Source organism: Pseudomonas onubensis (assembly GCF_965653655.1).
In the GTDB taxonomy this organism is placed as follows: Bacteria; Pseudomonadota; Gammaproteobacteria; order Pseudomonadales; family Pseudomonadaceae; genus Aquipseudomonas.
Window position 1 is genome coordinate 19,056 of sequence record NZ_CBFHAZ010000019.1, and the last position, 15,896, is coordinate 34,951.

Annotated in this window: 8 protein-coding genes; all 8 read right to left on the bottom strand. The window is 51.7% G+C overall.

What is annotated here, in order from left to right; all coding sequences use genetic code 11:
- Positions 1 to 44: 44 nt before the first annotated feature.
- The 8 genes from ACTD9P_RS09155 to ACTD9P_RS09190 all read right to left on the bottom strand — a co-directional run bounded on the left by ACTD9P_RS09155 (position 45) and on the right by ACTD9P_RS09190 (position 15,837).
- Complete coding sequence (locus tag ACTD9P_RS09155) at positions 45 to 722, bottom strand: RraA family protein (protein ID WP_438867469.1); 678 nt, start codon at positions 720 to 722, stop codon at positions 45 to 47.
- Between the two features lie 44 nt (positions 723 to 766).
- Positions 767 to 3,406 carry a non-ribosomal peptide synthetase gene (locus ACTD9P_RS09160; RefSeq protein WP_438867470.1) on the bottom strand — a complete coding sequence of 880 codons (2,640 nt, stop codon included), beginning with the start codon at positions 3,404 to 3,406 and terminating at the stop codon, positions 767 to 769.
- 16 nt (positions 3,407 to 3,422) lie between these two features.
- The gene (locus ACTD9P_RS09165; RefSeq protein WP_438867471.1) at positions 3,423 to 8,012 is read right to left on the bottom strand and encodes a non-ribosomal peptide synthetase; all 4,590 of its coding nucleotides are present in this window, start codon (positions 8,010 to 8,012) and stop codon (positions 3,423 to 3,425) included.
- Between the two features lie 56 nt (positions 8,013 to 8,068).
- Positions 8,069 to 10,402 (bottom strand): non-ribosomal peptide synthetase, encoded by a 2,334-nt coding sequence (locus tag ACTD9P_RS09170; RefSeq protein WP_438867472.1) that lies wholly within the window; start codon positions 10,400 to 10,402, stop codon positions 8,069 to 8,071.
- Between the two features lie 26 nt (positions 10,403 to 10,428).
- On the bottom strand, positions 10,429 to 11,649 hold the full coding sequence (locus tag ACTD9P_RS09175) for an MFS transporter (protein ID WP_438867473.1): 1,221 nt from the start codon (positions 11,647 to 11,649) through the stop codon (positions 10,429 to 10,431).
- A 39-nt stretch (positions 11,650 to 11,688) separates the two neighbouring features.
- Positions 11,689 to 13,272 carry an MBL fold metallo-hydrolase gene (locus ACTD9P_RS09180; RefSeq protein WP_438867475.1) on the bottom strand — a complete coding sequence of 528 codons (1,584 nt, stop codon included), beginning with the start codon at positions 13,270 to 13,272 and terminating at the stop codon, positions 11,689 to 11,691.
- Positions 13,273 to 13,350: 78 nt separating this feature from the next.
- The gene (locus tag ACTD9P_RS09185; RefSeq protein ID WP_438867476.1) at positions 13,351 to 13,542 is read right to left on the bottom strand and encodes an MbtH family protein; all 192 of its coding nucleotides are present in this window, start codon (positions 13,540 to 13,542) and stop codon (positions 13,351 to 13,353) included.
- A 9-nt stretch (positions 13,543 to 13,551) separates the two neighbouring features.
- Positions 13,552 to 15,837: a PhpK family radical SAM P-methyltransferase gene (locus tag ACTD9P_RS09190; RefSeq protein WP_438867478.1), complete on the bottom strand. Its 2,286-nt coding sequence runs from the start codon at positions 15,835 to 15,837 to the stop codon at positions 13,552 to 13,554.
- Positions 15,838 to 15,896 lie beyond the last annotated feature (59 nt).

Genomic DNA, 15,896 nt, shown 5'->3' on the forward strand with positions numbered 1-15,896 from the left:
ACAGTGAAGCGTTGATCAGCCCTGCAAGCCTGCGAAAATCTGAATCAAATCCGCCCCAGGTCATGAACTACATTCCAAAGCCCTTCACCCGACGAGACTCTATCGAATATTACTTTTTCTTTCTGTTCTATTTCAAAGGCCCGCGTTAACACATCATTTATCAAGTCTTGCGGTACCACCACACAACCCGATGCGTCCGCCACGATCAAATCACCGGTTTTTATAGTGACCCCCAATATACTGCACGCCGTTCCTGCTTCAGCCACCTTAAAATTACCCTGGGTATCAGCCGGGGTAAAATTTGTCGCCCAAACCGGCAGCTCCAGCTGTTTGATAACATGAGCATCCCTGATCGCGCCACCCAGAATGACGCCTTCGAATCCGCGTAACTGGAAGTCCGCAGCACTGAAACCGCCGGCCAGTGCGAGTTCCGTCAATAGACCATTATCGACGCCGCCAACATAAATTTTTCCACGCCCGAACGTTATCTCCGGCGCCAGGAAATTCTTTACATCGTCCCAAGTGGACGGTTGCGCGGCCATGATATCCCGCGGCTTGCGCACAGGTGACCAGCGTACGGTATAGGCGCTGCCGAATATCGGGCCGCGCACGTCGTTCATGGGCACTACGCGCGTGTCAATTACCCCCCAGACACCGAAGGTGTCCAATACATCGGCCAAGGTTGGCGTGTGAAGAAGTTGCATGCGAGGATCGTTAATCACAGGTCATTCCTTTAACGAAGTGGAATAAGAAGGCATCAAAGTATTCATGCGCGGTTACCAATGCATGAGCTTTGCAAGTCGTTAATAAAGCGCTCTGCCAAGGGGGGCAGATCCTCTGCTACCATGACTGAGTAATGATCGCCTGGCACAATACTGACCCGCAGAGTGTTGTTACAAAGCGCTTGCAAGCGGTTCATGCGTTCGGAGAACGAGAACGTTGACCGGCTGTCCTGGGCTGCATAAAAAAACAGGCCTGACACGGAGCGGCTAGGCTGATATCGGCATAGCGCAATCCAGTTGGCAATATACAGGCGACGCAAAAAATCCATATCAATTGCATGCTGGCTGAGAACCGTAGCGTGGGCCTGCATATGTTCTTCAAATGAAGCCAACACTGTTTGGTAACCCGTATGTTGGGTTAAATCGGTTGAAGCCAAATCGAGTTGTCGATGTTCGGATAACAACCATTGATCCTGAGAAACAACAAAGTGGGAATCAATCAAACCCAGAAACTCTACAGCGAACCCTTGGGCTTCAAGCAGTGTTGCCATGTGAAAGGCAATGACCCCGCCCATTGACCAGCCACCAAGGCGGTACGGACCGCTGGCTTGTACCTTCAGTAATTCGGTCACATAGCGTTGAGCCAACTGCTCCACACTCATCAACGAAGGCAACCCATCCCCGGCCAATTCCGGACGTTGAAAACCCAGCACCGTCCATTCAGCGGGCAACCTCTCAACCAGATGGCGATAGCAGGTTACGTCGCCACCAGCAGGATGAACCAACGCTAATAACTGCGAAGCCCGCCCTTGCTTCAACATGATCGGCGCAAAGATCGAAGGTTGAACGTAGCCCGCTGACACGGCGTCGGCCAACTCCCCGTGCGCCGACCGGGCCTGCTGATCGTATTGGCGCTGCAGATAGGAGGCCATATCAACCAGCCGCGTGTGCTCAAACAAAACATCTATGGGCACCGCGATTTCAAACTCGCGCTTGATATGGCCTGCGAGCTTGATCACAAGCAGGGAATGGCCACCTAACGAAAAAAAGTCATCTTCCGGGCCGATCTCATCAACCAACAGAAGCTTGCGCCAGATGGCCAGCAATTGCTGATCGACTTGAGGCCCGGGTTCACCCGCGCCCGTATCGCGCGTAATCACTTGCTGTAATAGCCGTGCGCGGTCGACTTTTGTATTGACCGTCAGCGGAAATTCTTTCAGATAAACAAATACCGTCGGCACCATGTGAACAGGCAGATCCTTTAGAAGCGTGCGCCTGAGTACTCCATCATCAAGGGAAGCGCCATTATCGGTAACGATGAACGCAACGAGGTATTGGTTCTCCTGGTCAACGAGTTTGACCCCGACAACGACGTCCTTCACACCAGCAATTTGACTCAACTTCGCTTCTATTTCTGCCGATTCGAGGCGATAACCACGGAGTTTAACTTGGTCATCATTACGGCCCATAAACTCGATTTGCCCATCGACTAAGTACCGAGCCAGATCGCCCGTCTTGTACATTCTGGCTTGTGCGACAGCACTGAACGGATCAGGCAGAAAATGGCAGGCAGTTAAGGACGATTTATTCAGGTATCCATGCGCGACGCCGCTGCCGCCGACATATAACTCACCAGTCACGCCGAGGCCGACAGGATCGAGAAACTCGTCGAGGATATACGCAGCAGCCCCGCCGATGGCCTCGCCAATGGGGATGCTATTGGCGGTCAGGTCAACGGTTCGTACCTCATACCCCGTAGAAAACGTGGTGCATTCTGTCGGCCCGTACATGTACATCAGCCGCTTGGGCGGCTCGCTGCGCAGAATCATATCGATGAACTTCTGGTCGATCTTCTCCCCACCGAACAACAACGTGTCCAAATTTTTGAACGCCGCAGGATCGTACGCGGCCGCATGGGAAACGACCGCAGACGTCAATACCGCATGGGTGATTCCATGCATGGAAAGTTGGCCCGGCAACGTGCATGGGTCGTAGGCTGCGGCACCGTTGATAATGATCAGGCACGCACCATTCAACAGCGCCCCCCACAACTCGAATGTGGTGGCATCAAAAGAACTATTGGACAGCTGGGCGATCCTGGACGCTGGGGTTATAGATGTATAGCCGCCCGATAAAACCAGGTTGATGATATTGCCGTGGGTTACCGCCACCCCCTTCGGGTGGCCGGTTGAACCCGAGGTATACATAACGTAAGCCAGGCTCGATTGCGTGGCCGTCGACGCGGTGGAATAGACAAAGCCGTTGTGCGAAGGTGTAAAAGGGCTGTCCAGATCCAAAACGGCTGTACTGAACTGCGTGGCTTTGGCGCTATGTTTACGCTGCGTAATCAGCACTGAGCTATTCGAGTCCCGAAACATGTAACTCAAACGTTCGAGTGGGTAATCCGGATCCAGAGGTACATAGCTGGCACCCAACCGAATGATCGCGAGTATCGCCACGATCAAATGGTCAGACCTGTCGAGGTACACCCCTACACGTTCACCAGGCGTTACGCCAAACGAACGAGAAAGCTCAGACGCGACTTCATCAACCCGCTCTCTCAGCCCGCCGTAGGTCAGCGTGACCCCGTCATGGATGACTGCCGGACGTGAAGAAAACTGTTCAACCGTTGCCTCAAACAACTGGCCCAACGAACCACTTACATCATGCTGAAAACGTTCCATAGTGCCCTTCTCCTTATCACACATCAGCAACACACCTGCCTAGCACCCCAACGGGTTGTCTGGGCTTATCAGGCATTGCTGTAACGCTCAAAACGCGGTCTACCGACCCGTCGGCCACCGCCAACGTTTCCAACACCTGCTCGAACTGCCGGATGAGCGATTGAATGGTCGATGGTAAAAACAAGCCTTTTTTATATTCCATATAACCACACAGTTTGCCCGCGGACATAAACGTGTTAACGACCAGGTCAAACCTTGCCACTTCGCTGCTCTGATACGACACTTCAATATCAATGTCCGCCATTCGGCTGAGTTCCGGCTCTTTTGTCTGAAATCCGAACATCGTTTGAATCAACGGCGCACATCCCGGCACGCGTACCGGACTCAATGCCTGAACCAAGACATTAAAGGGAAGCTCGGCATGATCAAATGACTCAGCGACATTTGAACTAACGGATTTGAAGTACTCCGCGTAGGTCATGCCTTCCTCGATAACCGTACGCAGCACAATGGTATTGACAAATAACCCGATTGTGTTTTCAAACTCCTCACGCGTGCGATTGGTAACAGGTGTACCGATCACTATGTCCCGATCGCCCGTCCATTCACTGAGTACAATATTAAACGCGGCATAGAGCAGCATGAACATTGTCAATTGTTGGTTTTTGCAAATGTTCTGCAAAGGCCCAACCAGCGCATCCGATAAGTTGAACGTCTCAACTGCGCCGTGGTAGACGGCACTGAGTGGGCGCTTGAAGTCCAAAGGCATATTCAGCACCGACGGCGCGTTGTGCAGATGTTTTTTCCAAAAAGCCAGCTGTAATGATGACTCTTCACTTTCGACCCATCGCCGTTGCCACAGGGCAAAATCGGTATATTGCGGCACGTGCAGGGGTACGATTGCCTGGTGTTCGTCAGCGCGCGCCTCATAAATATCACGCAGTTGTCTCAGAAATAGACCGGTAGAAAGTCCATCAAAGATCATATGGTGAAGATTGATCACTAGAACGTGGCCTACATCACTCTGTTTGATAAGGTGCAAACGAAATAGCGGCACGCTTGACATGTTGAAAGGCGTTCTCGCTTCGTGCTGGATTATTCTCGACGTTTCCTGCTGCCTTTTTTCCGCGCCGAGATGCTCCACCGACGTAACCATCATGCCTATATCAATGTGCGGCACGATATGTTGAATAAGTTGATCATCCACTAGACGTATCGCTGTGCGTAATATTTCGTGCCGTTGCGCCAAACGGTTGAAACAGTCACGCAGTCGCTGCTGATCCAAGGCGCCGTTAAGAGTAAGCACCATAGGTATATTGTAAGACGCAGCCTCTGGTGTGAGCTGTTCCAATAACCAAAGCCGTTCTTGTGCAAAAGATAACGGCACCAACAGCGGTCGGGTGGCCGGGGCCAAGGTGACGGCGTCTGCCAAACCCTCAGTGCCATCAACTAGCGCTATATAGTCAGCCATGCGCTGAAGCGTTCTAAGGCTGAATACCTGCGCGACCGGGAGTTTTACTTGAAACGCCTTCGCGACATGGTTGGTCAACTTTATCGCCAGTAGCGAATGCCCGCCCAAATCAAAAAAGTCGTCGTCGGCCCTTACGCTATCGAGGCATAGCACACTTTGCCAAATTTCAGCGAGTGGCTGGGCAATACCTGTCAGCTGGGCCGGCTCAACCGGGGCTGCATGGCTATCCTGTCGTTGCGAGAGTGTAACCCGATCCGTTTTATTACTGACGTTAAGTGGCAAGGCTTGCAGCATAAACATTTGACTGGGCACCATATAAACAGGCAGCCATTCCAACAGCTGTTGCTTGACCAGCATCAGGTCCAACACAGCGCTATTCCTGGGCACTAAATAGGCGACCATACGATCAATGCCGCCGTCCGTTTTAATGACGACAACGGCATCCATAATCCCGGCTATTTTCTTCAGGGCGGCTTCGACTTCGCCCAACTCAATTCGATACCCCCGCAATTTCACTTGCAGATCACTTCGACCGACGTACTCGATATGCCCGTCGCGATCGAATTTGGCCAAATCGCCCGTTTGATAAAGACGCGAACCTGCAACTGCAGAAAACGGATTCGGCAAGAACCGGCCGGCGGTCAACCCGGGCCGCTTCAGGTACCCATAGCTCAGCACTTGGCCGGCAATATATAACTCGCCCACTGCGCCAACCGGCAGATGATTCAAGTCTTCGTCCAGAATGTACACCTGAGCGTTGGCCGATGAGTTGCCAATGGAGGGCGCGCACGACTTTTGGATAGGACTGAAACAACAATGCACGGTTGCTTCAGTTGGCCCATACACATTAAAAGCCTTCAACCCGGGCGTCGACGCCAGCCGTTCCCACAGCACACTATCAATACGCTCCCCGCCTAATATCAGCACAGACGGCAAGCAAGCGGGTTCATCGGCCGCCTCCACCAGGTCCAGGTAAACCGAGCAGGTTGATGGCGTCAGATTGAATACGTCGAGTTGATAATCCCGTGTGAAATCGACCAATAACTGCATATTGGCGCGAACATCCTCGGGGATAATGCAACTGGTCGCGCCTTGGCACATGAACAGCAGTTGCCGCACAGAGGCATCAAAAGCAGGCGACGCCAATGACGCCATCCGCGATCCTGCAATGGGCGTACCGTCTAACAGTTGCGCCAATCCGGCGGAAAAACTCAGGACCTGCTTATGGCTGACCAAGACACCTTTGGGCTGCCCAGTGGAGCCGGAAGTGTAAATGCAGTAGGCAACCTGTCCCGGAGCGACATCGATATCAGGTGCTCCATACGTCCTGCTCAGGGCGAACAGGTCCTCATCCCCCAATACAAGTTTTGGCGTGTCAATATCCACCAAGGCGGGCAGATACATCTGTTGGGTGACAATCAGCCTGGGGCACGCATCTTCAAGGATGCTAGCAATCCTCCCGCCAGGTAAATTAATGTCGATAGGCAGGTAGCCGCTGCCGGTTTTCATTATGGCCAACTGGCAAAGCGGGACCTCAGGTGAGGACGCTAGAAAGAAGGCAACCAGGTCACCAGATTTCACCCCGCTGTTAATCAGTCGTCTGGCAATCAAGTTCGAACCGTTGTCGAGCTGTGCAAAACTGATCGCTCTTTTTTTATACAACAGCGCCAGCTGCTCCGGGTGGCGGTGCGCATAGCTGGCAAACAGTTCATGGACCGTCGCATCGCTAACTTGCGCGTATTGCGCCAAAGGAACAATGACCGAAGGCTGCGCAAATAGCCCGGCTGAGCCTACAGCAACAGGCAACTGGGGAGCACTAACCGCAAGGGACAGCAATGTAAAAAAATCACCGCCAATACGCTTAACAAAGCACTCAGTAAACAAGGCAGAGTTGTACTCGATCCACATTTTGTGCTTGCCGTCGCGCACGAAGATACCGAAATTCAAATCATTAAAATGTGCCGCGCGAGTATGGTATTCAGGATGAACGCTTACCGTGCCGACCACCCGCTGCTCGGGTTCGGCCTGATAGATCATCATTGCTCGATAAAAAGGTGACTGGCCTTCAATCCGTTCTGGACGCAACTGTTCGACCAGTTGGTCAAAAGGGTAATCCTGGTTCGAATAAGCCGCCATGACATGCGCCCTGACTTCATTGATCAGTGTCAGAAATGACCAATCGCCGCGCAGCCTCAAACGGATAACCAATGTATTGACAAAACAACCTATGACACCTTCGTACTCTTCCCGATTTCTATTTGCCACCGGGGTGCCAATACAAATATCTTTTTCGCCTGTGTATCGATACAAGATAATAAAAAACGTCGTCAGCAATACCACGAACGGGGTTATTTTATGTTGTCGACTAAACGCACTGACCGTATCCATAAGGCCCGCTGAAAACTCAACTTCCAGTGTATTGCCGTGCGGGCCGTTGTCGGCTGCGCCACTGTTGTCGGCAGGCAGATTCAACGTCGTCGGCGCCGCTTGCAGAGTGCTTCGCCAGAACGCCAGTTGCGCCCGGGCCTCAGCACTGTTTAACCAGTCGCGCTGCTGCAGTGCAAACTCGGCGTATTGCAGGGGAAGCTCAGGGCTCGAGACCGAGGTAGCGCCTCGATGGACGTGATAGTACGCAATCAAGTCCTCGACCAGTAGATTGCCCGACCAGCCATCGAATACCGCGTGATGAACATTGATAAGTAATTTGGATTGCGTGCTTGAATACTGAATCAATAGCGCTCGAAACAGCGGAGGTTGCGCCAGGTCAAAGGGTGTGTCCACGTCAGCCTGGATTATTTTGCGGCCGATGGCTGGCCGTTCCTGTGGTGCAATCTCAGACAGGTCATGAAACTCCAACGGAACCTCGAATGGGGCATACACCACTTGAACCGGCTTATCGAGTTCAAATTTAATGGCGCTACGCAACACTTCATGTCGCTGGACGATCTCATTTAACGCGCACTGCAAAACAGTCGGTTCAAGCGTGCCCTCAATGCTTAATACCAAGGGGATGTTTGACGAACAATCCAGTGGATTCAGCTTATGTGAAAACAAAAAACGGTCTTGACTGTAAGAGGTTTGGGTCGTTTTTTCCACGACGAACGCCGCGTGCTGTTTATGGGGCTTATCGGTCATCAGCGTGTTCCCTCACTATTCGAATACGGGTAAACCTCATGCTCTGAATACACGGCTCAGACCTGCATGTTTGCTTCCAGTAAGGCGTCGGAGAAGTTCGCCCTCAAGTAGTTTGCCATGCCGCTGATAGTCGGCTGCTCAAAGGTCGAACCTATATATAGCGTGCGGCCAATCTTCTTCTGGATTCGGTTGAGCACCATGATCGCTTTTATAGAGCTCCCGCCCAGTTCGAAAAAGTCTTGGGACGGTTCGGTAATTTCAACCTTCAAAATGCTCTGCCAAAGCGTGGAGAGATAGGTTTCCAGTGATTCTTGTCGACTCTCGTCGCCATCCGCACTGGCTCGAGCAGCCTGCGCCACGGCCATTTGCGTCAGTGTTTGATAATCGATCTTACGATTAGGCAGCCGAGGGAGAACATCCATCAACATCACGGTCGAGGGTATGGCATGGGCCGGCATGATCAACTTGAGTGAGTGGGTGAACTCAGCGACTGGATGATCTGCGCAAATAAATAATTGGATATTTCCAGCGCTTTTGTCGGCCACCACCGCTGCTGCTTCATGCACTCCCGCAATGCAAACAGCCTTATCTTCCAGCTCAGCCAAGGAGACTCGGTAGCCACTTATTTTCAGTTGGCGATCAGACCGGCCTAGATAATCGAGTGCTCCCGATGCCGTGCGCGATACCCTGTCCCCTGTGCGATACAAGCGGCTACCGTTATCGGAAAATGGGTTGGGTATGAAACGAGTTGCCGTTTCACGTGCGTCATTGAGGTAGCCGATCGCCAACGTTTCCCCGCCGATATACAGCTCACCTTCGATTCCCGGCGGCAATTCATTCAGGTGCTCATCGAGGATGTACACACTGTTGTTGGCGTGCGCATACCCTATTGAAACATTGACTTCAGACTCTTCGGCATTGACCCGGTTTACCGTGCTCCAGACGGTCCCTTCGGTTGGACCATACTCATTGAATACTGCTAACCCATCCCGTTGATGACACAAGGCGTTCACCAAAGATTTTTCCAGCGCTTCCCCTGCACAGATTACACGCTGAAGACCTTTTGAACGGCGTGCAATGGAATCGGCTTCAACCAAAAGTTTTACATAGGAGGGCAGTGTCAGCAGTGATGTAACAGCCTGCGCTTCAATAGCCTCCAGAGTAAGGTTGACGTCTTTCTCACTCCCTGCGACTGGGAGGAACAGCGCTTCACCTGCAAACAAACTGCCGTAGATGACGCCAATGGAACTATCAAAGCTGATAGAGGCAATCAGCATATTCCTGACGTTGTCCTGGGCTGCGCCGTAGTATTGGACTCGCCCGTGTGTGGACTTAAGCAGGGCCGAAACAGATACCCCTACCGCCTTTCGCTTGCCGGTACTCCCGGAGGTGAAAATCACATAGGCCATCCGGTCTTTTGTAACCGGCAGGAAGTCCCCCACACCGATGATTTTGCTGTCAAGCAGCTCTCGAATTTTCAGCAGAGTTTGAGTGTGAGATAACTGTTGCGCAGTGGGATAAGTCACGTCATCCGCGACGATATAACTGACGCCTGATTCAGTAAGATAGTCGCGCAGCACATCAAGTGGGTAGGCAGGATCGAGCGGCACGTAACAAGCGCCGGTACAGAGTGTCGCCAGCATTAACAACACCGGATCGATATCGCACTGGCAGTAGATCGCTACGACCGATCCGGGTCGCACCCCATGATGTTTCAGCGCATCCGCAAGGTGCATCACACTGTGCCACAGCTGTTCGTAGGTGAGCTGTCGGCTGGCGTTGTATAGGGCTAGCCGGGGTGCGTAAGTTGCGCACAAGCCGTAGAGTTCAGCCTTGAAATCCGGAACGTTTTCCAGACCTCCTTTTTTTCCTGCGATCGTTTTCTGTGCATCAATGACAGGCAGAGAGTACAGCGGCGAATCCAGCTCGCTGAGCATCTTGCTCAAAAAAAAGTCGAATACGTCGCTGATGGCCTCCAACAGGGTTTCCTTGCCGGCGGCCTCTGCGCACTCGATGACAATCTCTTTGCCCGAGCTCTCCAACGTGGCACATATAGATTCAGGCGCCTGCGATAGGTGGTTTGCCCCACTCTTGATCACAAGAGTCGTCAAGACGCTCGCAGGCACATCGTCGCGCTGGTGGTGGATCAGCTCTTTAAACGCGAAGAGTGCTGCCTTGACGGTAAGACCGGCTTGCACGGTCACGGCACGGCATTGACTGCCCTTCGCATACACGCCGACGCAGGGGTTCTCATGCTCTGAAAAACGCCAATGTAACTGAGTTAACGCGACAGCCCCTACGCAGAGCATAAGCTCTTCATTGCCTTGGGTGATCAACACTAATCGATCGTAGGTTCCGGCACTGACGACAATCCGTTTTTTGAAAAACATCGGCTTATTCCCTTGGCAGACTCGGCTTAGGTATTACTGCGCTGCAATTGCGTCGTTGCGGAGAGAACAACGACAATCCCCAACAGCAAGAAACTGATAAGCAAGATCCCAACAAGCGCGAAAAGATCGTTTTTGAAGTGAAGCAACGACGCGCCCATGATTGAAGCAAACGGCATCACTCCCGACATCATAAGTCTCGATGCCGACTGGACCCTGCCCAATGCGAAAGACGGTGTTTGTATTTGTCGCTCACTCAGCGAGGAGATCATGTGTACGGAAGCGGCGTAATTCATCGACACAAACACTGCACACACCATGACAACCGGGTAGATGCCCGTGATATTGAGCGATATCAGCACCCCCCCCGCCACAACCGGGGCAAACATGCTGGCAATAATGGCGTGTTTGAATGAAACATACTTGAGCACGTACCGTGAACTGAGCGATCCTACCAGAAAGGCTGCTCCACCGGCTGACACACAACCGCCGACGTCAACAGCCGATAAAGACAAAACCTGTGTGGAATACACCAATACATAGCTGATGATTGTTTCGGCAATAAAATTCCACAGGCAAGCCGTCAGGATAAGCCAACGCAAATTTCTGTTAGAAAAAATCAGCAATATCCCCTCACGTACATCGCCGACCAAGGAGGCAGTCGAAACGGCTGCGGCCAAGTTCGTCCCCCGTACCACACGCAGTCCCGAAAACAAGAGGACCGCCAGCAAGAATGCACCCGCCTGCAATAACATGCTGTAGCCTGCCCCCCACCAAGACAACGCTGTGCCTGCCATCAATGGCGCCAGCAATTTAGCCACTGACTGGCTGGAGATCAGCGTAGCGTTCAGGTTGAGAAAATGCTGCTTTTCGACCAACAACGGCACAATCGCTGCGCTGGCGGTATCGGTTACCAGTTTTATGGTGCCAATCATGAAGGTCAGTAACATCAACATCCCCACACCGGCATGCCCGCACAACATTAAAACAGCAAAAAGCACTGCACTTGCGAACCCCAGAAGGTTGAACAAACGAAGTATCAACGGCAGGTACACTCTGTCCAGAAGCGCGCCGACAAATAAGCCGATGAGAAAGACTGGCAAAAACCGTGTGGCCAACACCATCCCGGTCTGCGTCGTGGTCAAGTTCAAATAAGCACTTGCCAACACCGGCACAGCGACCTGCATGAATTCCACGCCTAACGCTGTCGACGCGAAGCCTCCCACCAGACTGATATGACTCTTATTCAACAGCGGTTTCCCCTTTCAAACACGAATCAGCCTTAGCCGTTAGCCTTGCAATTGGTCCATCCAGTACAAAACTTTGGACTCAATACCCTCGGCAGCGCACATGTCTACAAAGTGGCGAGCCTCGCGGTTTTGCGCAGCATTCGGATCCGTATTTGAACCCGTAATATGCGAAATCCACGGCTCGGCGCCCATCGCGTAGACATACGCTGCTGTTGGGCGGATTCGCTTGACCAAGTCAAAGGCCTTATGTGAGTTGGAACCGTTTATGCGCCGATTCTTTCCGCGGGCATGATCCAGCGGCGTAGAGTACAGAGCGCCGTACAACCAACGATACGGAGCGCCGACTGAGTCCATGCCAATGAACAGTGCGTCCACGTGGCCGATTTGTTTCAATGTCGCGTCATACAACTCAGGATTCAACACGTCGGAGTCAGCCAGGAACATTCCGCAAAACTGATTGACGTTGACGCAATAACCGAGTTTTGTCTGAATACTCAGGTCGCCGTGCTCGCCAAAAAAAGGTATGCCCATGATTCGCGCTGGACCATATTCGAAGTGCTCTAGTTCTCCAAGCTCACTGACATTGTCAAAGCCGATCGCTTCTAACATCAACTTCAATGACGGGTCCTGCAAAAAACCACCGCCACTTCTAGGTACAATAATCTTTTTTATCTTATGCCGTAACTGCAACAAGGTTTCAAAAACAACATGATCCTGATGCGCATGGGTGATCAAAACGATATCAATCACCTCCGGCAAGTCCGAAAAATCATAACGTTTTTGCGCCCCTTCTACATAGGGACTGACGCAGGGGTCTGTCATAATAGACACCCCTTGAGCCTGAATCAGTACCGTTGCATGCCCGAAATACCTGATGGTTAGACCTTCAGCTGATACAGCCTCGCCCGGGGGCGGCGGTTGCTCAGTAAAGCACTTTATAAACTCATTTTTTTTGACATCACCCCAACTATCCCACGGCAGCGATGCGATCAGATGGTCCAGTTCAACCGCATGACTGCGAGCAATTGATAATGTATCTATCAGGGTATCGGAGTGCGCCACATTCAGATTCAACGTACCCTGGTCCAACTTAGGCGTGTTCAGTGAAAACGGTTTAACTTCCTGCGTAACAGTGCCTAATTTCAGGCTTTGCAAGGCAGGGTTATAGAAGTCGCTTTTGTACATTAAACGCTCTATGAACCTGATTGACGGACTGTGGTTGAGGTCATACACCAACTCAACCATGCCGCGAAGGCCCGTCGGCAATTGGTTGTAAAGGTTCACCAGTGTGTAGCCGTCCTGAACCTTCATCAATTGCTCAACCTGCTCGATCATTGCAGCCAGATTCAGCAACGGAGCCAGCGCGTCTTGCGACTCATTGTAAAAACGCTCCAGCCGCGCATAGCCGCAACTACCATTTATAAATGGGCCGGCGCGCATGGCTGGATTTTCAATGGCCGCAGCGTGCAGCTCAGGCTCTTCAAGAAATGAAGCAATCATCGGCAAATAATGATTTTTCAAATACAGTGCCGCGCTATGGGGTGGAATCAGTACGGGCCAGGAAAACCAACGATTGAACAACGGTTCAACGGTAATTGATGGTTTTAAATACACACGGGTCATTTTTCATCCTTGAATATACAGGGCACGCATCGCACTGCGGCACGGGTCATTCTCTGCGCCGTTCAGTGCCAGCACGCATCAGGCGTTTCGAATTGAACGAGGAAGAATATCGACCCAAACGCCCTCTATATAATTGAGCGCGTTTTCCTTCGTGCCGCAGAACCCCGCCTTTCGCCACCCGCCGGGTAGTTCTTTTTCGGCAAACCAGATTGAGTATTGATCTTCATCATTCACAACCACTTCGTATTGACGCTCATCTTGCGTTGACATAGACGCTCCTTACTCAAAGCTGAAACAGGGTGCAGCCATGGCCGCCACTGTCGATTCGGTGTTCAGCACCGGCATTTCCCGCCACTCTGTTAATGTCCGCCACTGGGAGTCATCAAGATAGAGTTTGGGCAGGTGCAATGTGACTCGCGCGTTACCTTGGTCAACCACAATAAGCCCCAACGACTTATGGTAAGCCGCGATATTATTGAGGTAGTACGCTTCAACCTCCTCAGCACTTTGCTCTTCGCCTTGCATCAACATGACACAGCCCAGAGGGATCTCTGTCAGGCCGACACCGCACAAGTCCACACCGGCATGGTAGTCACGAAGCAGATATAAACCTGGTAATGACGACAGTGCATCGAACTTCGGATCGGTCGAGGGCGCCTCTACGCCCTCCAGCATCGGGGCGCTCACGTAGGGGATGGGTACGCCGGCGTTTGACTGACTTGTGCAATCGACAACTACATTGAGTCCATCGAAAGTGCCTGTGACGGCCACGCAATGTTCGAGCAGTTGTGCCAGCGAAACATCGGAAGAAGACGAAAACACCCTGCTAAAGCTGGGAAGCTCGCGAGTGGTGTCCGCACCCCATGCGGGAGTGCGCTGGGAGAGACGCTTGAGATAGTTGGCCCATCGAACCAGTTCACTGTCCAGCGTCTGCGCCTCGAATCGCAATGACCCAATAGGAAGCGCATCATCCGTTAGAACACTGACCATGTTTTGATAGGCGGCTCGCCCTACATCCGGGGAGTTTTTACTCAATAGTTTTTGCTTCAAGCCGTCGTTGAAATGTTCAAGGTAGGCATGGATTTTTCCGAGCGTCATGCCCTTTCGCTGCAAATAATAAAGGCTCCACGGTTCAAAGCCATTCTGTGGCAGCCAGGTACTGCCGGTGACACACAAGAACATTTTCTCGACATAATAGGCCGCTTCCATCGAATCCATAGTTCGGTGCTGCCATTGGAAGGCCTGGCCAGACAAGTCATAGTCCTGGCCTTTTTTATAAATAGGCGTAATGGGATCCGCATACCACACCTGAGCTCGAAAGAAGTCTGGTTTTGCGTCGTTCAAAAAGTCGATACTTTCTTGCACCGTTCTTCTGTCCTCACCCGGAAACCCGATGATGACCGAGGCATACGTCACGATGCCCAACTCCCGGCACTTCTTGATCACTCGCCGGTAGTGCTCTGGGCGACTATTTTTCGCCATATTGATCAATATATCGGTGCTGCCGGACTCCACCCCTAGAAATACGCCATCGCAGCCGCTAGCGGCCATCAACTCAAGCGCTTCATCATCCACATGATCGCTGCGCAGGTAGCTATTCCATCGAAATTGATAGTTGTTTTTTATCATCATCCGCAGCATGTCTTTGAAGCGCCCTTTGGGCACATTGAACGTATCATCGATAAAGGTGATGGTGCTGACACCACCGATATCACGAATCGCGTTCAACTCTCTTTCCACGTACTCAACTGGCAAATACTTGTACTTACCCGCACGCTCCGGAAAACCACAAAAAGCACAAGCAAAGGGGCAGGACTTGGCCGTTCGTACCGTTACAAACTCGCCGATATCTTTTTTATCAAAGAGGCTGTAATCCACCATATTCTCTTCGAGGCTGTTACCTTCAGCAACAATAGTATTGACCTTGAACCCTGCGGCTGTCTGATAACCAATATTATCCAAGTGCTGATACTCGGCACCACTTTTAAGTGCCGAGATGAGTTTCACTAGTGTTTCTTCACCTTCGGCACCAAAGATGTAGATATCGGCACCTAACATCTCCAAATGCTCTGCGAGCGCCGCCTTGTCGAGAATTTTTGGCAAATCTGCCAAGTAAGGCCCCCCGATGACGATCGTCGCCTTCGGATCATGCCTCCTGACAAAGTCGACAATTTCCATGATCGGCTGGGGAGTGACGTACACCGTGGTAGTAATAGCCACTGTCCTGACGTCTTGTTGAATCAGACTCGCCTTAAGTTTTTCACGGTCTTGGTGAAACAATCGAACGTAGTCAAAACTGATACCACGCTTGTTCAAGTAAGTACCCAAGTAGGTAATAACGGGCCAGAGAAAGTCCGAGTTATTTAACTCGGCACCTTCAATTTTCAACGAGGCGGCATGCTTGTTCAGAACATCCAATGCCCTGAGCCTTGTGCCTTCATAGGTGAGAAAGGACAGATTACTGTCTCGGTAGGAAACACCGGCTTTCCCCCCGACTTCAAGCGCTTCTATGTAATCATCAAAGCTATAATCATTAAAACCTACAATCATGCAATCCGTTGCCATCCGAACTCTCCGTCCGCGCTAACATCCATTTCATTACCAACTCATGCCAAAAACCTAAC